Consider the following 21,805-nt stretch of genomic DNA (forward strand, 5'->3'; position numbering starts at 1 on the left):
TAAATTAGTGCAACCAATCACCCCTCGTGCCGTGGACGAGGGCCTCACATCAAGCCTTGATGCCGATGAGCAGGAAGCTCGGGCGAATCCAGAAAAGTTTGCTGAAATGAGGTGCCCAGGCGGCCAGATTTTCGGTGACGCCCGTCACAACCCCGCGGCTGGCCGAAAGTGCCTCCACGGTGTCCTGATCTGGACAGAAATCGTGCCACAGCATCATGCCACCGGACCGGAGCAGTGGGAGCGATTTCTCCGTATCGTTCTTGACCACGTCGGGCGTGTGACCGCCGTCGACCAGCACGCTGTCGAAGAAACCGGCTTCGAAACCTGACGTATCCCACTGCTGACTGTCTGCGAGGATCTGATGCACCCGCGCGCCATGTCCGGCGGCGCGGTACATCCAGCCGATCATGTCGCCAGAATCGGATGCATCCTGGCCAGACGAATAGACCATCTCTCCGCTCTGGCTGCGTTCGCCTTCCGGAAGATTGAGGGTCCAAATCTCGGCGTCGCAGGCATCGGCGCAGAGCGTAGCACCGAAGCCCTGCCACGTTCCGAATTCCAGATGACGCTTGGGCTGGGCGTTTCTGTACAGATATTTCAGGATCGGCGCGTCGTCGATTTCCATCTTGAACGACGACAGCGGACGGTAATAGGTCTTGAAAGGCGTGATGAAGTTCTCTGCATAGCCCAGATAGGAGCCTAGCGTCTCCGAGGGTACGATATCGATCGTTACGTCGGCGGCCGCAGGTTCGGCCGGTATCGAAACCATGCGTTTGAGATCGCCCTGGGTGAGCGTGCTGATATCGTTGCGCAGCGCGAAAGCGGTCGAGCTCGTCACGACGGTGTTTCCTGTAAAAGCGCGGATATCAATGATGCGGGCCGTTGCAGACGTCTCGAATTCATCGACATTGCGGAAGACGATGGCATGAAGGAGCTCAGGCTTGGGCACAGCAAGCGAGATCTTCTGCGTGCCGCCAGAGGCCTTGACCGCTACTTCAACGCCGGCATAGGTCGAGTAGTCCTCGCCAACGCAGCCGATGCCGAGCGAACCGGTCTTCACCTCCAGTTCGACTTCGACGACAATCGGCTCCTTCAGGTCGGCATAGCCGGTGCTGCGGACGAATGACAGCCCATACGACCAGCGCGGCGCGATCAGGTCGAGCGTCACGCCTTCGGCCGTGCCGAGCTTGCCACTGACCTTACCATCGTTGTGCGACTGGGGCGCGGGCTTGAAGAATTCGGGAAGGGGCCGATCCTTCTTGAACTGGCTCTCAATGAAAATCGGTCGCTGTTCGAAGCTGAGCGACAGGCCGCCGGTGGCGGGCGCGGGCGCATCGGCGCGGCGCAGTACGAAGTTTTCGTGGTCGAGCACGAGCGCATTGCGGAAGCCCTGCGAGACCAGCCATTCCAAGGCCTCATTCGCACTCTGGCCGCGCTTGTCGAGCGCATGGTTGAGCTCGACAACGACCCACGGATTGAATTTGCGCAGCGTGTTCTCGGCGCCGCGCAACACTTCGAAGTCGAAGCTGTCGACGTCGATCTTGATGCAGTCGAGGCGCTTGACGTTCAGCCGCTTGACGGCATCGTCGAGGGTCAGGAAGTCGTATTCCTGCTTCTCCGCATCCTTGCCCCAGATGCGGAAGATGCCGTCTTCGTGTCGTCCCGAGCGTGCTCCGAGGGCAATCTGATGCGGCGTGATATTGGTGCGGCCGTGATGGGCAACGTTCTTCTTCAGAAGCTCAATGGTGGAGGTCGGCTCGAAGGAGTGGATCTGTCCCTGCGGGCAGAGCCGTGACATCAGGATCGAATAGTACCCGACATTGGCGCCGATATCGAAAATCGTCCAATCCGGCTGTGCCGTTTCGACGAACCAGCGCTTGGTCTGCAATTCGCAGTACGGATAGTAATCGGTGAAGCTCTCGTAATAGGCCACCATTTCGATCGGCTCATGGCCAGGCACGTGTGTAATTGCTTTGTCCATGATCAATACGCCTCTGTAAACTCGCTGGGACCGATTTGTAGTCTTGGTCGACTCTATTTGTCGCCGACCCTTTTGCAGAACCTGGGACGTTAGCGCAGATCGGCCACAGAGCCGGTCGGTTGAAGCGGGCGCGGGCCTGAGGCGCGGAAGCCGGTTCTGTCGTCCGTGCCCGACCCGATGGCCCGCGGCCTCTCAGTTACGGGGCGCGATACGCGACAATAGCGCGCGTGCAATGCGGCGCGGATGCAGCCTTGTCATGGCGGGAGCAGGGGGTGTGCAGGCGCCACGCTTTGCACCATGCCGGCTGCAGGCGCGTTCGACGAGTTCCCGGGGTAGAAAATATCACGATTGGCTTCGAAGGCCGCCATGAGCTCCTTGTAACTCATGCCGGTGGACGCGCCGAGATCGGTTTCCGCCACAAGAAGATCGAGGCCGGCATCGACATTGATCAGGGGCTGCAGCCGGATGCGATAGGTGACTAGAACCTGCGCCGCACAATCGGGCAGGCCGAACAGTGAAAACAGGGCTGCGAGCTTCAACAGTTTTTCCGGTCCGAAAGACGGCGCGGACTTGCTCCACTCCTCACTGCCGACGTCGCGAAGATAGAGCGCGTCGCCCTGATAGGGCCGGCCGGCGATGCTCTGTGCGGGCATGCGGAGCTCATAGCGGTGCGGAAGCGCAGCCGCCGAATAGGATCGCGTCGTGAGACCGAACAGATCGAAGCCGTTCTTGCGCATGAAGCGATCGGTATTGTGGAATGTGTGCTCGGTCGGATCATCCGATCCGTAGAAATTCACTTCTGCGCAAAGTCCCAGAATACGCCGGTTGCTCAAGCTTTCCTCGAGCGACTGCAGAACGTCGTAGTCGTCGCTATCGATATCGATCTTGATGAAGTCAACTGAACCGAAGCCGATCTGATCGAGATAGTCCGGCAGGAATAGCCTGTCCGGCTCCGTCAGTTTTGCCTGTGGCCAGGCATTAATCTCGACCTTTTCGGTGGGGGAGAAGTTCTTGATCTGCTCGGCCATGATGCTCATGGTCCGGTTCACCGCAAACCGGTTCCATGGATTGCGCGAATTGGGCAGTCGGCCGCCGCGGCGAATGCTGATCGGATTTTCTGCCGGCACGCCCACAAATGCAGCCTTGTAGTTGATCTTCTTCGAGGTCTCGGCGCGCTGAAGGCGCTCAACCTCGTCGATGTTCGGATCGAAGCCGACGGCAGCGAGGTGGTCACCAAACACGCGCCATGTTCCGTCGATGCCGCCGCCGCATCCGACGTCGACCAGTACGAAATCTTCGTCCTTGAGAGACTTTGCGATGAATGCAGCGAACGCGCCGCGGTGACCAAGCATTTCCATGATCGACCCCTACCACGGCCCCTTATTATTGATAAGCGATATTCAGGTGGCGCTATTGCTCATCCCGTGCGTCGCGCAGCAAAGTTCAGCGGCGCGGCGATGTAAATACATATTCAAAACAAAGCGCCGGCCGAATGTCACGGTCGACGCTCATGTTGGTGCCAAAGCAAGGCGAGAAGATCATTCGCCCGATGCGATTTAGCTGACGAAGGTCAGATTGCGCTGCTTGGAGTTGGCGCTGCCTGCCATCTGGTCGTAAATCCAGGCATAGGTCTTCGCCATGCCGTCGATCAGCTTGACCGATGGCTCCCAGTTGAGCTCGGACACGATAAGCGTGTTGTCGCTATTGCGCCCGCGGACACCCTTCGGCGCGTCGAGCTTGTACTTCCGCTTCAGCTTGACGCCGGAAATGGTCTCGACCGTCGAGACCAGCTGGTTGATCGAGACGAGCTCGCTGGAACCGAGATTGATCGGATACAGGATTTCGCTTTCGAGGATCGCTTTGGTGCCCTGAACGCAATCATCAATATACATGAAGCTGCGGGTCTGCTCGCCGTCGCCCCAGATCTCGATTTCGTTGGAGCCAGACAACTGGGCCTGAATGACCTTACGGCAGATCGCGGCCGGGGCCTTTTCGCGGCCGCCATCATAGGTGCCCCAGGGGCCGTAGACGTTGTGGTAGCGCGCGACACGGCTCTGGATGCCGAAGTCTTCCATGAAATGGTGCGCCATGCGCTCGGAGAACAGTTTCTCCCAGCCGTAGCCGTCTTCCGGCATGGCCGGATAGGCATCAGCTTCCTTGAGCGCGGTGACGTTTGCATCGGTTTGTTTGCCGGCGGCGTAGACGCAAGCGGATGATGAATAGAACAAGCGCTTCACATCGGCATCGCGTGCTGCCATCAGCATGTGCGTCGACGTCAGCACCGAAAGCATGCAGAGCGCTTTGTTGTTCTCGATGAAGCCCATGCCGCCCATGTCGGCAGCGAGATTGAAGACGTTGACCATATCCTTGGTCGCCTTCCGGCAATCGTCGAGCAGGCTTACGTCGAGGACGAGGCTCTCGACCTCCGGGAAATGCTGGTACCAGTCCTTCAGCGGCTTGCGATCCACAGCGCGAATGCGCGTGAAGCCACGGCCAAGCAGGTCCGACACGAGATGGCCACCAATGAAACCACCGGCTCCCGTGATCAGCACGGGATCATTCTTTTCCAGCTTGTAGTTGCTCATGGGAACCTATGAATTGGGGTGTCTGTCAGGGACGAAATTTCGGCGGAAGCTAGTCGATCAGCGCTGGATTGCCAACCACAAAAGCGCCTCAGTTCACTGTCGTTCGCGGCGCGCGGTGGAGGTTGAGTTGGAAAGCTATCTCATTGAACGGCCTGTTTATTTGGCACCGTCCTGAGTTCCCGGTTTCAGCGGAAACCAGCATTTCCATGTGTATTTCGCGGAGATTATAGTCCACGTTACCGAGGTGGAAGATTTGTATGCCGGACTGTCCTGCGGGGCACTGGAAATGCGGTGGTCATCGACAGAATAAGACGATGTTCCTTGGATTGCCGGTCAGACGACTTGCTTCCTGAAGTACAACTGGATTATTCGACAGCAACATATTTCCGCCGCCAGTTCGGCGGCACCGTACCTGTCTCAGGAAAGTTGTGCTTTCATGATTTCCATCGTTCTTTACGGCCGCAATGACAGCTACGGATACAACCTGCACAAGCGCGCGGCGCTTAGTTTCAATTGCATGGCCGAGTTGTTGACGGATGATGACGATGAGATCCTGTTCGTCGACTACAATACGCCCGACGACTTCCCGACTTTCCCCGAAGCCATTCAGGACACGCTAACGCCATTGGCGCGCAAGCGGCTGCGCATCCTGCGTGTCCGGCCGGGCATCCATGAACGGTTTCGCAGCAAGACGCGTCTCGTCGCGCTGGAGCCGATCTCACGCAATGTCGCCGTCCGCCGTTCAAACCCGGCGAACCGCTGGATCCTGTCGACCAATACCGACATGATTTTCGTGCCGCAGACCGGACAGTGGTCGCTGTCCGACATATCGCGCGATCTACCCTATGGTTTCTATCACGCGCCACGCCTGGAGATTCCCGAGACGCTGTGGGAGGGGCTCGACCGCCAGAACTCTCATGGCGCGATCGAGATGATCAAGGACTGGGGCACGACGCTGCACCTCAACGAAATCGTCCTCGGTGCAAAGACAATCCTTTACGATGGTCCCGGCGACTTTCAGTTGATGGAGCGCTCCGATCTGTTCCGCTACGACGGCTTCCATGAGGAGATGCTCCTCGGCTGGCACGTCGACTCCAACATCGCCAAGCGTCTCTATCTCGTGCACGGCACGGTGGGCGATCTCGGGGAACTTGTCTACGGCTATCACTGCGACCACACCCGGCAGATCACGCCGATGCACAGCCATTCGCGCACGCAAAATGACTGGCGGCGCTTCATCGACAATGTTGAGGAGCCGGGCGTTCCCGAGCAGTCCGACATCTGGGGCTGCAATGGTGAGGATATCGAAGAGGTCAGGCTGTCCGGCGGTTTCTCGTCCGGTTACGTCGCAGCGCTGCGCTCCGCCATCGGAGCGCCGTTGGAGAAGCCGCCGATCGTCAAGTACTCATCGGAGTCGTATGGCTTCGTCGACTACGATCCGAAGCATATCCTCTCATTCCTGCTAGATATCTTCATCACCGCCAATGTGCAGACGATGGTGATCGGATGGATGGGAATCCGGCGCGAGACGCTCGAAATGTTCGCCCAAGTCTGGGCGAAGCAGGGCTTCGTCCAGCCGATCCTGGTCGATGAAACACTGGCCCGCGGCAGCAATCTGAACGACATTCCTAACGTTATTGCGGTGAGTCAGGTGGATCTGTTCGCGCGCGCCGGTGCGTTCGTGATCGATTTCGGTGCGCCGAAGATCGGCGCACAGCTCACGTCGACGCAAAAGAACATGCTGACCTATCTGTTCCTTGAGACGGTGGAAGCAGAGCGCGCCAGCATGGCGAGCGGGAAAGCCCCCCGGCGCGTGGTATCGCTGAACGCCATTCATACGCCCTATGAATCCCTGGTCGCGGCGAACGTGGCCGCCGGCCTGACGCCATTCGCGACCAGAATGCGTCACGGCTTCGTGCTGCCTCCGATCGTGGGACCGCAGGACTGGACCGCGCTGCTTCGCCCGACGGACGCTGCGGAGCGGGAAGGAACAGTCATTCGTGCGCGGCCAGACGCAACCGGCATGATCTGCTTTGGCCCATACCAGCATCTCTCCAAGGGGGGTACCGGATTGAATTCAAGCTGTCGGGGCAGTTGCCTGCCTATGCGCCGTCGCATGCGCCGGCAGGTGTGATCGAGCTCATCGGCAGCGAATACAACTTCGGTTATGTGCCCATTCGGTTCGCGGATGTTGCCGCAGGCAAGGTCTCCTTCGAGCTGGAAGCCGACAAGATGCTGCTTGGCCAGTCGGCAAGCCTGCTGCAGACCAGAGTCGTCGCGTCGCGGGCCATTGGATTGACCGTCTTGTCCTTGACTTGCGAGCGCGTCGAGAGTTTCTCGTTTTCGGATGTTCGGTCGTTGGGCGGCGGTTCGGACTGGCTGTCCGCTTTCCGCCTCGGTCCGGTGGGCCGCTGGCGAAAGGATCTGAGCGTTACCGTTGCCGGCGGAGCGAAGGATCTGCTGCCCGACGCTGCCCGCTTCCTGATCGCCGCGGCTGGTGCGCGCAAATCCGACAAGCGGGACGTCGCTTACGCCGCACGTAACCTGCTCAGCACCGCACGCATGCTGCTTGCCGGCCCTCGGTCGTCGGTTGCCACCGGTCCCCAGGCATTGCTCATGGCGGGACGCTATGAGATGTTGATTGGTCTCGAGACGGCAGCGCCGGCCGATCAGCCTTGGCTGTTTTTCGGCGTGCATTCGAAGGGTCGCGTCCGGTGCGCCGATTTCATCACCGGGCAAGACGCGCGCGCCGGCGAAATCCGGCGTGAATTCGAGGTGCATGTCGACGAGTCGCCCGATGGCGAGATCCCCGTCGAATTCTTCATCCATGCGTTGGGGCATCGTGGCCGGATCAAGTATCTGCGAATTCGGCGGCTGGGCGATTCCGTACAGGATTCACCCTGGATGGATTATCCTGCCGCAGATGTCGACTGGCTGCTGGGCGCTTCGGTTGTCGGTGTTTCGCCGCAGGGGAGCACTAAGATGCGCCGTCTCTTCGGTCGTTGGACTGCGAGCGGAGCGCTGTCTGTCGGTTCAGGCGAGAGCGGGCCGATCGCCAACAGTGGATCGCGTGCCCTGAAGCCAGGGCATTATGAGGCAGTGATCCAGTTCAAGGGCAAGGGCGACCGGCCGTTCCTGCGCGCCGAGGTGGTCTCCGACGACGCAGTGCGTGCCACCGGCGAGATCGGTGGTAATGGAGCGCAGGGCAACAGCCGCGTGGCGTTCGAACTTCATCCGAACGAGACAGACGCCAGCGTGCCGGTCGAAATCCGCCTGCAGGCGCTTGGCGGTGCCGGCGGCGTCGTTCAATCGATCAAGGTTTCCCGTATAGGCGATGCGAGCCCGAAAAGTTCGTAGATCGATGTGCCGAGCGAGGCGATAAGCTGTTAGGCGGTACCTCGCGACGAAGCGTTCGCTCATCAAATGAACGGGCCGGCCGGGACAATGTCCGGGCCGGCCCTTTTTGTTAGCGGCTGCCGTAGCCCATGCGGGCCAGCGTCGTGCCAGCCGGCACGTCCTCGGCACTCACCACGCGCCATGGATCAATGATCACCTTTGGCTTGGCGCCCAGATCGAACAGGTTGCGGCCCTTGAACTGCGGCCATGGGGTCGTGATCACGATGACGTCGGCGGCGACGGCGTCGGCCAGATCATTCGCGAACAGGACCTGGTCGACAAGAACGACTTCGGCGGCCTGCATGGCCAGCGGATCGTAGACCGTCACCACATAACCGGCTGCGCTCAACTGGGCTGCGAGCGCGACACCCTGGCTTTCCTCGACCACGGGCGTATCGGGCTTGTACGACAGACCGAGCACGGCGACGCGGCTCGGCGGTTCGGCGTGGGCCTGAACCGCACCGATCAGGCGCTCGATCTGGTGATCGTTGATCTTGTCGGTTGCTTCGGCGAGATCGCAGCGGGCGCCGATCATGCGGCCGAGCGCCGCAAACGCCTTGTTGTCGCGGGGGAAGCAGGGGCCGCCGTAACCGATGGCGCCCTTGATATACTTCGATCCGACGCGGGTGTCGGAGCCGACAGCCGTGGAGACGACATCGACGTCGGCGCCCGGAAGCTTGTCGCACATCTCTGCGAGCATGTTGGCGTAGGAGATCTTGGTCGTCACATAGGTGTTGACCGAAATCTTCGTCAATTCGGCATTCACAAAGCTCATGCGGCGGATGATCGGGTCGTTGTCGCAGGACTGCTTGTAGAGGCGTTCGAGCATTTCACCGGTGGTGGTGTCGGATTCGCCGATCAGGATGAAGTCCGGGCGCAGCATGTCGCGCACCACGGTGCCGAGGGCGATGAATTCGGGATTGTAAGCGAGACCGAGCTGCGGACCGACGACACGACCGGACGCGTCTTCGAGTTCCTTCTGGATTTCGCCGCCGGTCGAGCCGGGCATCACGGTGGACGTCACGACCACGACGTGGCGCTCTTTCTTGCTGCGAAGCGCTTCACCGATCGAGCGCACAGCCGACAGCACAAACTTGTTCGAGAACAGCTTGTCGTTGCCGCTGGGAGTCGGAACGATGATGAATGTGACGTCGGAGCCCTGGACGACTTCGTCCCACGAATGGGTTGCCCGAAGCCGTGAACGCGCCTTGTCCATGTACTCCTGAAGCTGCGGCTCATCGACCGCTGCCTGGCCCTGATTGACCGCGTTGACCAGCTTGTCGTTTAGATCGAGCCCGATGACGTCGAAGCCCTTGGCTGCCATCACGGCTGCCATCGGCGACCCGAGCTTGCCGAGACCGATAATCGAAATGCGCGGAGGCTGGTTCACGGAGTTCATTTTGATCTCATGAAAACTCACCTCGCAGGCAGGGAACGGTTGAGCGAGGCGATTGGGTTGACGTCGATGGGAAAAACATCCACATCGGGCTTGTGACCGATAGATGAATGTAATGGAGCTACGGCGAAATCTGCTTCCGGATCAAGGCAAAGGGGTGCCCGCACGACCCTGACACGCGGGCCGTTATAATGATCTCTGTTACCGAGTCCATATGGTTTAGCCCTGTGCATGGATCGTCGGGGCGGCCAATCGCGGATCGTGGCGATACGCTAGGTGTTCACGAGTGTCGTATAGGCGTCTTTGATCCGGGCGGCACTGCGATGCCAGTCAAAGTGAGCTGCGCGCGCGCGCAACGCCGTGGAACCATCCAAAGTTGCTTCGGACGAATCGGTCAGGGCGCGGAATGCGGCAGTCCACGCGTCGATGTCGAGCGCTCCCACCTTGATGGCCAATCCGTCGGAAATCTCGTCCATGGACGTTCCCGAGCTGTGCACAACCCTGGTTCCGCAGGCCATGGCTTCCACCACGGGCATGCCGAAGCCCTCATAGATCGATGGAAACATCAGTGCGAGTGCGCCTTCGTACAGGGTCCTGAGCTCGGCGTTGGACACCGTCCCCAGAAATCGGAGACTTCCCTCTGATCGAAGTGCCTCGGTTTCTGGCGGAAGCTCCAGCGCGCCCCATCCACCGCCACCGACGATCAGCAGGGGCGCCGCCGCGCGCTCCGTCTTTGAAAGCCGGCCGAAAGCCTGGATCAGAGTGCGCAAATTCTTGCGCGGTTCAAGTGTGCCGACGGCAAGGAAATAATCCCCGGTGATTCCCATTTGCGCGAGCTGCGACTGCACGATCTCAGGACCGAGCGGTCGAAAGATATCGCTAGCGGCGGGGGGGGCGACGATGATCTTGTCCTTCGGACAGCCGAAGACGCTGGTGATTTCGTCCCTGCTGAATTCCGAGATCGTCTGCACGAGTGGTGCATCCTCGAGAAACTGAGGCAGCCGTTCAAGCCGCCGCAAGCGCTCCCGTGGATGCGTATGCGGATAGCGAACGAAGGAGAGATCGTAGACGACGGGAAGAGTGACGACGCCTGGATCTGCGAATGGAAGAAAATTGAAGGCGTGGAAGAGATCGAACGACTGTCGCTTCACGGTTCGCACGAATTGCGCGCGATAGATTGCCGGCGCCAGCTTCGATTGACGAAGTTTCTCGACGGCAAGATTTCGCAACCGGCCGATGCCTTTGGCGGCAGGCTTGCTTGCGCGCGCGGCTTCTTTCGAAGCGCTGAGGCGGTCCAGTTCACCGGCGTCGAGCGATAGCCATGACGTGAGGCCGAATCCCGAAAAGTGCAGGCGCGGCTCATCTTTCAACAACGCTTGAATCAAATGAAACGAATAATTGCCGATCCCGGTCATCGGACCGGCCATGACCCTCATTTCAATTCCAACTTTGATCGTCCGCTCTAATGCCACGTTGGTGAAATGTCCTTTGAGCGCGCAAGCTCATGAAGAGAGAGAGAACGGGATTCGGGTGGTTGCTGATGGACGCAAATACTGTGCGCCCCGCCTTGGACAGCTACAACGGTTTGGTTCGTTCGGGCAAGTATGGGAACATCCGCCAAGCAAAAGCCTCATGAAGGTGATAGGAGTACCTTCGATGGCAGTTTACAATCGCAAGGGTTGAAATGAGCGAGCATGCAGGCATGACGAATCCGAACGCCAACACAGGCAATATTGTCGGCGTACTCAAATCCCGGATGGTCGCTGATGCACTGCCGCTCTGGTCGTTGGAAGGTTGGGATGCACAAGCCGGTGGCTTCATCGAACGTCTTGCTGCCGATGGCACGCCCGACACATCCGCCCCTCGCCGTGTCCGCGTTCAGGCTCGCCAGATCTACTGTTTCGCCAAGGCGGCGCAGCTCGGATGGTATCCGCAGGGGGCCGAGATTGCCCGCAAGGGTCTCGATTACATGCTGGCCAAGGCGAAGGCGCCGGATGGCAAGCCGGGCTTCGTGCATATTCTCGCGCCCGATGGTTCGGTGCTGAACCCGCTGCGTGACACCTATGACCACGCTTTCGTCCTGCTGGCACTGGCGACGGTTTATCAGCTGGATCGCGATGCAGAGGTGCGCGCCGAGATCGACGAATTGATGCAGTTCATCGATACGCAACTGCGCTCGCCAGATGGCGGTTATCTCGAGGGCGTGCCGGCTTCGATGCCGCGTCGGCAGAATCCGCAGATGCATCTGCTGGAGGCCTTCATCACCGCCTTTGACGCGACCCATGATCAGGCATTCCAGGCGCGGGCCGGCGATCTGTTCGGTCTGTTCTCGTCGAATCTGTTCGATGCAAAGAAGGGTGTGCTCGGCGAATATTTCGAACAGGACTGGTCGCGGATCGAGCCGGTCAGCGTCGAGCCAGGCCATCAGGCCGAATGGGTCTGGCTGCTCAAGGGCTTCGAGCGCATCACCGGCTGCCCGACCGGCAAGCAGCGTGCCGCGTTGCTCGAATCCGCGCTGCGCTATCGTGACGCCACCGGCTGTCTGGTGGACGAAGGCGACGCCCAGGGCAATATCGTCAAGGCAACACGGCGCTGCTGGCCGCAGACCGAGATCATCAAGGCCTTCGTCGCGCAGGCGGAATCAGGCGTCGAGGGCGCAGCCGACGAGGCACGGGCGGCGCTGATGCGGCTCGACAAATATTATCTGCAGCATCCCGTCAAAGGCGGCTGGTACGATCAGTTCGACGGTGAGGGACGCTCGCTGGTGGATGCGATCCCGGCGTCATCCTTCTATCATATTCTATGCGCGGTTGCCGAAGCCGAACGGGTGCTCGGCGCCTGACTGCCTGTGCGATCTAGCGGATGGCTTCGTTCGGATCCGTCGGCTTGGTCCGGAACACCACGAAATGCGACATCGTGAAGTTCACGATGAAGCTGACCAAAATGGCCAGAAGCTTGGCGGCATAGACCGGCATGAAGTGCGACAGCGCCACCAGCGTGGTGGTGGTTGCGATCACGCCTAATACACCCGAGGCGACGAAGCTGAGATAATCCTTTCGTCGCAGCACGCGGCCGGATTCGGCGCGGAACGTGATCATGGTGTTCATCACGTAGGAGCACGATACGGCCACCAGCCACGCTATGACATTGGCGGGCACCAGCGGCAGCTTCAGCACCTGATAGGCGAGGGTGAAGATGGCGAGATCGATGAGGGTGTTGCCGAGGCCAATCACGCCGAAGCTGATGATCTTCGACACCGTGGGGCGCGACAGCCAGGTCTCGACAATTTGTGGTAAAATCAGTCTCACGGCAGCAGGCATCCTCGATCTGGGCGGCTGCATAGCAGGATCGCCCGGGGAAGTCCGGCTTTTTATGATGCGCCGCGGCAGTCCCGCCCGGTCAGTTCCCGCGCTCGTCCGCAATGATCTTGCCGTCATTAGGCAGCGAGGCCGGCGCCACCAGCTCCACGGCCCCACCGAGCTTGCTGACGGCCCTGAGCGTGGCTGTAACGGCTTCCTGCAGGCCGGGCTTGTCCTGGGCCGCCACTTCGGCTTTCAGCACCATGGCGTCATTCTCGCCGTCTCGGGACACGACCAGCCGTAGCCGGCCGAGTTCCGGGTGCCGCTTGCCGATTTCGGCGACCTGTTCGGGTCGCACGAACATGCCCTTGACCTTGGTGGCCTGGTCGGCGCGGCCCATCCAGCCCCGGATGCGCATATTGCTCCGGCCGCAGGCGCTGGGGCCGGGCAGGGCGGCCGTCAGGTCGCCCAGCGCCAGCCGGATCCACGGGTGGTGTGGATCCAGCGACGTCACCACGATCTCGCCGACATCGCCCTCGGCCACAGGCGCGCCGGTCCCGGGGGTCACGATTTCCAGGATCAGGTCCTCATTGACGATCAGGCCATCGCGGGCGGTGCTCTCATAGGCGATGAAGCCCAGGTCGGCCGTGGCGAAGGCCTGATAGGCCTCGACACCGCGCGATGCGATCTCGGCCTGCAGCGAGGGTGGGAAGGCCGCGCCGGACACCATGGCGCGCTTGATGGATGACATGTCGCGCTGGGCGGCTTTCCCGGCATCGAGCAGGATCTTCAGGAAATCCGGCGTGCCGCTATAGGCTGATGGACGATAGGCCTCGATCAATTCCAGCTGCTGCTCGACATTGCCGGGACCGGCGGGGATAACGGCGCAGCCCAGCGCCCGCGCGGCGCCGTCGAAGATGAAGCCGCCGGGGGTCAGGTGATAGCTGAAAGTATTCAGCACCACGTCGCCCGCGCGGAAACCCGCGGCATAGAGCGCCCGCGCGCCGCGCCAGGGATCGGCCTGTTTCGACTCCGGCTCGAAAATGGGCCCCGGCGAGGTGAACAACCGGCCGAACGAGCCGGTCGCGCCTGACACGAAGCCGCCGAACGGTGGGCTGGCCTTGTGCAGGGCCGGCAGGTCGGATTTGCGCAGCACCGGCAATTGCGCCAGCGCGGCGCGGCTGACGATCGCAGCGGGATCGATGCCCTTGAGATGCTCCGCATAGGCGGGCGCCTGCATCGCGTGGCGCAGCACATCCGGTAGGCGCGAAAACAGATTGGCCTGGCGCTGCGACGGATCGCAATTTTCGAGTGTGTCGAAGTGGCGCATCTGGGTGTGTCCTGGTGGTTTGGTGTCGTCGCGGTTATTCCGGTAGCCTGTGGCGCCGTGCTAGTGGGAAATCATGTCGTCAGAACGTATCGTCCAATGGCTCGAAAGCTTCGGCCAACTTGATCTTCCTGCTGCCGTTGTGCTCGCCGCATTGGTGGTTGCCTCTTCGTTTTTGCCGGTCCCGCGAACATTCGTCGTGCTCGGCGCCGGTGCTGCATTCGGTTTGCGCTCTCTCGTCGTCATTCTTCCAGTCGCCGCGGCTGCATCCGCTCTGGCCTTCATGCTGGCGCGCTCCGTTCTGCGCGGCTGGGTGGAGCGGCAGACCGAGAAACATGCGGCCTGGCGCCTCGTTGCCCAGGCCGTCGATGACGAGGGCTGGCGGATCGTCGCACTGATGCGGTTCGGCGGACCATTGCCCAATTCGGTGCAAAATTATCTGTTCGGTTTGACAAATATCGGACTGCTCCCGTTCGCCCTGGTCACTTTCCTGTTCACGCTGCCGCAGATCGTGTTTTACGTGTATCTCGGTGCGTCCGGACGGGCGTTGTTGCTCGATGATGGTCCAGTGCCGCTCAACCGTGTGCTGATTGCCATGACCCTGGTCATTGTGCTCGTCATCCTGTTGCTGGTGTCGCGCCGCATTCGTGCGATCCTTGCGCGCAAGACCGGCATCGCGACCTGCGGGACCGTGAGCAACTAAAGCCATCGCTTGCGTCGCTTGAAGCTCTTCAGGTTCTTGAAACTCTTGCGCTGGTCGCCGGCGCCGCCGAGATAAAACTCCTTCACGTCCTCATTATCGCGGAGTTCGTCAGCGGTGCCGTCGAGCACCACCTTGCCCTGTTCCATGATGTAGCCGTGGCTCGCGACCGATAGCGCCGCGCGGGCATTTTGCTCCACCAGCAAAATGGTGACGCCGAGATCACGGTTGATCTTCTTGATGATGGCGAACACCTCTTTCACAAGCAGTGGCGACAGGCCCATGGAGGGTTCGTCCATCAGGATCATCTTCGGCCGCGCCATCAGCGCTCGCCCGATCGCCAGCATCTGCTGCTCGCCGCCGGAGAGATAGCCGGCGAGGCCGGTGCGCTCCTTCAGGCGCGGGAAATAATCGAACACCATGTCGATATCGGAGGCGACCTCGTTGTCGCGCCGGGTGAAGGCGCCGAGGCGGAGGTTTTCCAGCGAGGTCATGTCGGACACGATGCGGCGGCCTTCCATCACCTGGAAGATGCCGCGGCGGACGATCTTGTCGGGATCGATGCCGTCGATGCGCGCGCCATCGAACAGGATCTCGCCGCGCGTGACTTCGCCGTCTTCGGTTTTCAACAGACCGGAGATCGCCTTCAATGTGGTCGACTTGCCGGCACCGTTGGCACCGAGCAGCGCGACGATCGCGCCCTTCGGCACCTCCATACTCAAGCCGCGCAGCACGAGGATCACGTCGTCATAGACGACCTCGATGTTGCGGATGTCGAGCAGGGGGGCGGGGGTGAGCGCTGTTGAAACTTGCGCGCTGGTGTCGATAGCTGTCTGCATCAATGACGCTCCTGAGATCGGCTGGTGCTAACCTCTCCCCGCCTGCGGGGAGAGGTCGACCCGGCGTAGCGCAGCGAAGCCGGGGCGGGTGAGGGGGACTCTCCACTTGCTCCGAGCCCGCGGAGGCTCCCCCTCATCCGACGCGGACTACGTCCGCGCCACCTTCTCCCCGCCTAGCGAAGCTCCGCTTCGCCGGGCGGGGAGAAGGGAGGACTACCAGCCATGCCATTCCGGCTTGCGCGGCAGCTCAACGGTCTTCACTTTCTCGAGCTTGATCGTGCCCTTGGCCATCAGGTCGTTCAGATCACCATCGGTCGCGCCGGAAACCTTCGAGCGATACAGATCGACCTTGGTGGTCGGGCGGTGATCCTTGTCGGTCCAGGTCGAGGGATTGCAGACGCCTTCCATGCCGGCCGGCACCCAGTCCTTCTTCTGGTAGAAGCCCTTGGCGACGTTCTCGCCGGTGGCGCCGCCGTTCTTCGCGGCCCAGTCGAGCGCTTCCTTCATGTAAAGCGAGGTGCAGACGGCAGCGATGTAGTGCACCGGGCGATAGATCTTGCCCGACGGGTCGGAGATCTTGGAAATCTCCTGCACCGTCTTCATGCCCGGCGCGTTGCCGCCCCAGCTCACTGCCGTGCGCAGCGGGAAGATCACCCCGTCGGCAGCGTCGCCTGCAGCCTTTGCGGCGTTCTCGTCCATGCCCCATACATTGCTCATGAACTGCACGTCGACGCCGGCTGCTTTGCAGGCTTTCATCACCGAGATGTTCGAAGCCGCGGTGTTGCCGAGATAAGCGTAGTTGGCGCCGGCGCTCTTCAGGCTGAGGCACTGTGCAGAGTAGTCGCCGGGCGTGAGTGCGAAGACCAGCGGCGGTAGCACTTCAAAGCCGAGTTCGGCGGCTAGCGCTTCACCCGCGGCCTTCGGCGCGTTGGGGTAGGGATGGTTGGCGCCCATATGGACATATTTCGGCTTGCCCGACTTGCCCTTGGACTTCCAGTCTTCCGCTGCCCAGGTCAGCTCAGCACGCAGTGCATCCGAATAGGACGGGCCATAGAAGAAATTATAGGGCGCGGGCTTGGCCTTGCCGCCGGCACCGGTCGGGTCGGTCAGTGCCGCCGAGTAGGAGCCCGAGATATCCGGGATCTTGTCCTGCGCGAGGAAGCCGGTGAGTGCTTCGGTATCTGCCGTGCCCCAGCCCATGATCGCCGCGACCTTGTCGGCGCCGGACCACTTCTTGTACAGCGCGATCGCGCGCGGCACCTGATAGCCATAGTCATTGCTATCGAGATTGACTTGCTTGCCGCCTATGCCGCCGTTCTTGTTGATCCAGGCATAGGTGTCGACCACGCCCTGGCCATAGGGCGTGCCGACGTCGGAGGTGCCGCCGGAATAATCGGCGAGGTGGCCGACGGCGATCTGCGCCTGCGCAGCGGCGGAGGCGCCCGCGATCAGCAGGGCAATGGATGCGGACGTTAGAAATGATTTCATCGTCATGAGCATTCTCCCGTTGGTTTTTATAATTTGTCGTGTCGTCCAGTCTGTCCCGTTCTCAATGCGAGAACGGGTAGAGTTTCCAGTAGGTCTTGATCTGTCGCCAGCGATGCGCGAGCCCATCGGGTTCGAAAACCAGGAAGGCGATGATGATGACGCCGATGGCGATCTCGCGCAGGAAGGTCAGGTTGTTGTTGAGCGCCAGCGCCTTGTCGATGACGCCGCCCTTCAGCTCCATGCTGATCCATTCCATCGCTTCCGGCACCAGCACCACGAAGGCTGTGCCCATCAGCGTTCCCATGATCGAGCCGGTACCGCCGATGATGACCATTGCCAGGAACAGGATCGAGCGCTCGATGCCGAAACCCTCGTTGGAGACCACGAGCTGGTTATGCGCGTACAGCGCGCCGGCGATGCCGGCGAAGAACGCCGCGAGACCGAAGGACAGCGTGCGATATTTGGTGAGATTGATGCCCATGATTTCGGCCGAGAGATAGTGATCACGCACAGCCACCAGCGCGCGGCCGTCGCGCGAGCGCATCAGGTTGGTAACCAGCAGATAGCTCGCCACCACATAGGCCAGCACCACATAGAAATACTGCCGGTCGCCGCGCAGCGTATAGTCGAAGATCGAGAAGGCTTTGGCCGTCGCCGGCACCGAGCCGCCACTGAACCAGTCGGCGCGGGAGAAGAAGTCGAGCAGAATGTATTGCGCGGCCAGCGTGGCGATAACGAGGTACAGCCCCTTCAACCGCGCCGCTGGCAGGCCGAAAATGAGTCCCACGATGGCCGTTACCACGCCGGCGATGGGAATCGAGAAAAACACCGGGATCGGATAGTTGTTGGAGATATAGGCCGAGGTGAAAGCGCCGAACAGGAAGAACGCAGCGTGGCCGATGGAGATCTGGCCGGTAAAGCCGACCAGGATATTGAGCCCCAGCGCCGCGATGCCGTAGATGCCGATCATGATCAGCTGGCTGAGCCAGTATTCGCTGAACAGTTGCGGCGCGAAGCAGATCAGCACCACGCCGAGGATCGCCGCGTTGCGGCTGGTCCTAGTCGGGAAGATGGTGGTGTCAACCGCATAGCTGCTGCGGAAGTCGCCGGCTGGGATGAGGGAGGGACTGGCCATGATGCTTACACCCGCTCGATGTCTTTGGTGCCGAACAGGCCGTAAGGCTTGATCATGAGAATGATGATGAGGACGTAGAACGGCGCCACTTCATAGAGATTGCCCCAGTGCAGATATTCGCTGTCGATGAACTGCGCGAAGTTCTCCAGAAGCCCGATGATGATGCCGCCGACCACCGCGCCGCCAATGGAGTCGAGGCCGCCGAGGATGACCGCCGGAAACACCTTGATGCCGTAGATCGACAGGCCGGATGACACGCCGTTGACGACGGCGACGACGACGCCGGCGACCGCGGAGACCATGGCCGAGATTGCCCAGGCCATTGCGAATACGGTTTTGACGGAAATGCCCAGCGATTGCGCCACCTGCTGGTTGAAGGCGGTGGCGCGCATCGCCAGACCCCACTTCGACACTTTGAAGAACCACGCCATGCCGATCATCATCGCGACGGAGACAACCAGGCTCATCACATAGACGGTCTGGATCTGTAGGCTACCTATCGTCACCGACTGGCTGGTGAAGACGCGCGGGAACGGCTGCGGGTTGACGCCATAAATCCATTTCAGTGCCGCCTGAAACACGGCGGACAGCGCGATGGTCACCATGATCACCGAGATGATCGGCTCGCCGATCAGCGGCCGCAGGATCACGACCTGCACGAGGATGCCGAAAGCGAACATGAACACCAGGGTCATAGGCATGCCGAGCCAGAACGGCACCTGATATTTGGTCAGCAACGTCCAGCACACCCAGGCGCCGATCAGCAGTAATTCGCCTTGTGCGAAATTGACGACCTGGGTGGCTTTGTAGATCAGCACGAACGACATCGCGACCACGCCATACAGCGTGCCCACCACGAGGCCGTTGACGAGAAGCTGGAGGAGGAACTGCGTGTTCATGCTGTCGGTCTCATTCCGCCGCCTCCATGCGCGCGCCATCCCGCGCCATGTCCACCACGACCAATCGCGTCCGGATGCGTTGCGACGTGCCGTCCTGGAAGCGGATCGTTGTGTCGACGGGGATATCCCGCGCGCCGCCATAGATGCCGTCGATGATATCGGCGTATTTCTCGTTGATGACGCTGCGGCGGACTTTGCGGGTGCGGGTCAACTCGCCGTCGTCGGCGTCGAGCTCCTTGTAGAGCAGCAGGAATTTGGCGATGCGCTGCGCGGGCGGCAGCGTGGCATTGACCGTCTCGACTTCCTTGCGGATCATCTCATAGACCTCCGGGCGCGACGACAGGTCCGTATAGGTCGTAAACGAGATGCGGTTCTTCTCGGCCCATTTCGAGATGATCGAGAAGCGGATGCAGATCATCGCCGCGAGCGCATCGCGGTTGTCGCCGAGCACCACCGTCTCGGCGATATAGGGCGAGAATTTCAACTTGTTCTCGATATATTGCGGCGAGAAGCGTTCACCGCGCGCGGTCTGCGCCAGATCCTTGATGCGGTCGATGACGACGAGTTGCTTGTTGCCGTTGAAGTAGCCGGCGTCGCCGGAATGCATCCAGCCGTCGCGCAGGTCGGCGGCGGAGGCCTCGGGCGATTTGTAATAGCCGAGGAACATATTGGGGTGCCTCACCACGATCTCGCCAACGCCCTGCACATCGGGATCGCGGACTTCGATTTCGATGCCGCTGCCCATGGCAATGCCGGTGGTGTCGGGATCGACGGCGTCCGGCGGATGCAGGGTGAAGGCGCCGAGTGTTTCGGTCTGGCCATAGAGCGTGCGCAGCGGCACACCCATGGCGCGGAAGAATTTGAATGTATCGGGGCCCAGTGCCGCGCCGCCGGTGGCGGCCGAGCGCAGCCGTGTGAAGCCGAGACGATCACGCAGGGCACGGAACAGCAGCGTATCGGCAACGGCCGAGCGCTTGCCTTGCGCGAGTGCGGAAAGGCCCGACTTCATGCCGATCTCATACAGGCTCTGCTTCAACGGCGACGAATCCATCACCCGGGCACGCACATCGGCCGCGATGCCTTCCCAGACCCGCGGCGCGAACAGCACGAAGGTCGGTGCGATCTCGCGGAAGTCGTTCATCATGGTATCGGCCTGCTCGACGAAGTTGACCTTCATCCGGCTCAGGAGGCCTTTGCCGAGCGCATAGACCTGTTCCATGATCCAGGGCAGCGGCAGCACCGAAACATATTCGTCATCCGGTCCCTTCGGATCGAACGACAGATACACTGCGCAGTGGCCGAGCACGCGGCCTGCCGCGAGCATCGCCAGCTTGGGATTCGACGTGGTGCCCGACGTGGTACAGAGGATCGCGACGTCCTCGCCCTGCGTCGCATCGACCAGTTGATCGTAGAGCCCGGGTTCGCGTGTGGCGCGGTCGCGGCCCATCTGGGCGAGCCTGTCGGCCTCCAACAGGCGCGGGTCGTCATATTTCCGCATCCCGCGCGGGTCGCTGTAGACGATGTGCTTCAAGGCGGGGACGCGGTCGGCGAGGGTGAGCAGCTTGTCGACTTGTTCTTCATCCTCGGCGAATACGATCTTCGCTTCGCCATAGTTCAGGAGATAGGCGGCTTCCTCATCGAGCACGTCGCGATAGAGACCGAGGCTCATGCCACCGACGGCATGCGCGGCGATCTCGGCAGCGACCCAGTCCGGCCGGTTGTCGCCGATAATGCCGATGACATCACCACGGGCGATGCCGAGCTCGACCATGCCGAGCGTGAAATCCTTCACCCGGGCATGGTAATCGTTCCAGGTGAACTCCCGCCACAGGCCGAAATCCTTCTCGCGCAGCGCGATCTCGCTGCCATGTTCTTTGGCATTGAGGCGCAGCAGCTTCGGATAGGTATCTGCCTGTTTGACGCGTCCGGCATAGTCCATCATGCGGCGCTCTCCGCAGCGACAGGCGTGTCGTCGGGATCGACGAGGGCTTCGTCTTCTTCTCCGAGATAGGCGCGCTTGACGTGCGGGTCGGCGAGCACGGCAGCCGGATCGCCCTCGGCGATCTTGCGGCCAAAATCCAGCACCATCACGCGATGGGAGATGTCCATCACGACGCCCATGTCGTGTTCGATCATCATCACCGTCATCCCGTATTCTTCGTTGAGATCGACGATATAACGCGCCATGTCCTCCTTCTCCTCGAAGTTCATGCCGGCCATCGGCTCGTCGAGGAGGATGAGATTCGGCTCCAGCGCCATCGCGCGGGCGAGTTCGACGCGTTTGCGCAGACCATAGGGCAGCGTGCCGGCGGTCGCCTTGCGCACGCTCTGCAAATCGAGGAAGTCAATGATCTCCTCGACCTTGCGGCGATGCTCAAGCTCTTCCTTGCGCGCGCCGGTCAGCCAGTACAGCGAGCCGGTGAGGAAGTTGTTCTTCAGGAGGTGATGGCGCCCGACCATGATGTTGTCGAGCACGCTCATATGATGAAACAGCGCGAGGTTCTGAAAGGTGCGGCCGATGCCGAGACCCGGACGGGCATTCGGGTTGAGGCTTGTGATATCCTTGCCGTGATAGAACAGCTGGCCTTCGGTTGGGCGATAGCGGCCAGAGATGCAGTTGACGATGGAGGTCTTGCCGGCGCCGTTCGGCCCGATGATCGAGAACAGCTCGCCGTCATTGACAGCGAAGCTCACATCGGTGAGCGCGCGAACGCCACCAAAGCGCAGTGACACCCCGCGCACGTCCAGAGCAACCGCCAC

Annotated in this window: 17 protein-coding genes; 4 read left to right on the top strand and 13 right to left on the bottom strand. The window is 61.0% G+C overall.

The genetic code is table 11. The features are described 5' to 3' along the window. Positions 1-49 precede the first annotated feature (49 nt). The 3 genes from RSO67_RS27530 to RSO67_RS27540 all read right to left on the bottom strand — a co-directional run bounded on the left by RSO67_RS27530 (position 50) and on the right by RSO67_RS27540 (position 4,566). Entirely contained in the window at positions 50-1,981 is a 1,932-nt protein-coding gene (locus RSO67_RS27530) for an FkbM family methyltransferase (RefSeq protein ID WP_315841433.1), read from the bottom strand. 254 nt (positions 1,982-2,235) lie between these two features. Next, complete coding sequence (locus RSO67_RS27535) at positions 2,236-3,339, bottom strand: FkbM family methyltransferase (protein ID WP_315841434.1); 1,104 nt, start codon at positions 3,337-3,339, stop codon at positions 2,236-2,238. A 198-nt stretch (positions 3,340-3,537) separates the two neighbouring features. Further along, a complete protein-coding gene (locus RSO67_RS27540; RefSeq protein ID WP_315841435.1) occupies positions 3,538-4,566 on the bottom strand; it encodes an NAD-dependent epimerase/dehydratase family protein in 1,029 nt (342 codons plus the stop codon). Positions 4,567-5,002: 436 nt separating this feature from the next. Here RSO67_RS27540 and RSO67_RS27545 point away from each other — a divergent pair, with 436 nt between their 5' ends. Beyond that, a complete protein-coding gene (locus RSO67_RS27545; RefSeq protein ID WP_315841436.1) occupies positions 5,003-6,700 on the top strand; it encodes a hypothetical protein in 1,698 nt (565 codons plus the stop codon). Continuing rightward, entirely contained in the window at positions 6,697-7,923 is a 1,227-nt protein-coding gene (locus tag RSO67_RS27550) for a hypothetical protein (RefSeq protein ID WP_315841437.1), read from the top strand. Before RSO67_RS27545 ends, RSO67_RS27550 begins: the two co-directional genes overlap by 4 nt. A gap of 109 nt (positions 7,924-8,032) precedes the next feature. On the opposite strand, the gene RSO67_RS27555 is transcribed toward RSO67_RS27550, so the two are convergent. Continuing rightward, entirely contained in the window at positions 8,033-9,361 is a 1,329-nt protein-coding gene (locus tag RSO67_RS27555) for a UDP-glucose dehydrogenase family protein (protein WP_315841438.1), read from the bottom strand. 269 nt (positions 9,362-9,630) lie between these two features. Further along, entirely contained in the window at positions 9,631-10,794 is a 1,164-nt protein-coding gene (locus RSO67_RS27560; protein ID WP_315841439.1) for a glycosyltransferase family 1 protein, read from the bottom strand. A 266-nt stretch (positions 10,795-11,060) separates the two neighbouring features. Here RSO67_RS27560 and RSO67_RS27565 point away from each other — a divergent pair, with 266 nt between their 5' ends. After that, positions 11,061-12,200, top strand: coding sequence for an AGE family epimerase/isomerase (locus tag RSO67_RS27565; protein WP_410001787.1), 1,140 nt, complete (start codon positions 11,061-11,063; stop codon positions 12,198-12,200). Positions 12,201-12,213: 13 nt separating this feature from the next. Here the strand turns inward: RSO67_RS27565 and RSO67_RS27570 are convergent, their stop codons facing one another. Together RSO67_RS27570 and RSO67_RS27575 are read right to left on the bottom strand one after the other, a co-directional pair. After that, a complete protein-coding gene (locus tag RSO67_RS27570) occupies positions 12,214-12,666 on the bottom strand; it encodes a GtrA family protein (RefSeq protein WP_315841441.1) in 453 nt (150 codons plus the stop codon). Positions 12,667-12,757: 91 nt separating this feature from the next. Beyond that, positions 12,758-13,987 (bottom strand): phenylacetate--CoA ligase family protein, encoded by a 1,230-nt coding sequence (locus tag RSO67_RS27575; protein ID WP_315841442.1) that lies wholly within the window; start codon positions 13,985-13,987, stop codon positions 12,758-12,760. A 73-nt stretch (positions 13,988-14,060) separates the two neighbouring features. Between RSO67_RS27575 and RSO67_RS27580 the strand changes: the two genes are divergently transcribed. After that, positions 14,061-14,687, top strand: coding sequence for a VTT domain-containing protein (locus RSO67_RS27580; protein WP_315841443.1), 627 nt, complete (start codon positions 14,061-14,063; stop codon positions 14,685-14,687). Here the strand turns inward: RSO67_RS27580 and RSO67_RS27585 are convergent. The 6 genes from RSO67_RS27585 to RSO67_RS27610 all read right to left on the bottom strand — a co-directional run bounded on the left by RSO67_RS27585 (position 14,684) and on the right by RSO67_RS27610 (position 21,805). Further along, complete coding sequence (locus RSO67_RS27585; RefSeq protein ID WP_315841445.1) at positions 14,684-15,523, bottom strand: ABC transporter ATP-binding protein; 840 nt, start codon at positions 15,521-15,523, stop codon at positions 14,684-14,686. The genes RSO67_RS27580 and RSO67_RS27585 overlap by 4 nt on opposite strands. Before the next feature lie 213 nt (positions 15,524-15,736). After that, positions 15,737-17,017: an ABC transporter substrate-binding protein gene (locus tag RSO67_RS27590; RefSeq protein ID WP_315841446.1), complete on the bottom strand. Its 1,281-nt coding sequence runs from the start codon at positions 17,015-17,017 to the stop codon at positions 15,737-15,739. Between the two features lie 55 nt (positions 17,018-17,072). Next, a complete protein-coding gene (locus RSO67_RS27595) occupies positions 17,073-18,146 on the bottom strand; it encodes a branched-chain amino acid ABC transporter permease (protein WP_315841447.1) in 1,074 nt (357 codons plus the stop codon). Positions 18,147-18,151: 5 nt separating this feature from the next. Further along, positions 18,152-19,045, bottom strand: a complete 894-nt coding sequence (locus RSO67_RS27600) for a branched-chain amino acid ABC transporter permease (RefSeq protein WP_092148213.1) — start codon at positions 19,043-19,045, stop codon at positions 18,152-18,154. Between the two features lie 10 nt (positions 19,046-19,055). Further along, positions 19,056-20,987 carry a long-chain fatty acid--CoA ligase gene (locus tag RSO67_RS27605; protein ID WP_315841449.1) on the bottom strand — a complete coding sequence of 644 codons (1,932 nt, stop codon included), beginning with the start codon at positions 20,985-20,987 and terminating at the stop codon, positions 19,056-19,058. After that, entirely contained in the window at positions 20,984-21,805 is an 822-nt protein-coding gene (locus RSO67_RS27610; protein ID WP_315841450.1) for an ABC transporter ATP-binding protein, read from the bottom strand. Before RSO67_RS27610 ends, RSO67_RS27605 begins: the two co-directional genes overlap by 4 nt.

The sequence above is a fragment of the Tardiphaga sp. 709 genome (assembly GCF_032401055.1).
Lineage (GTDB): Bacteria > Pseudomonadota > Alphaproteobacteria > Rhizobiales > Xanthobacteraceae > Tardiphaga.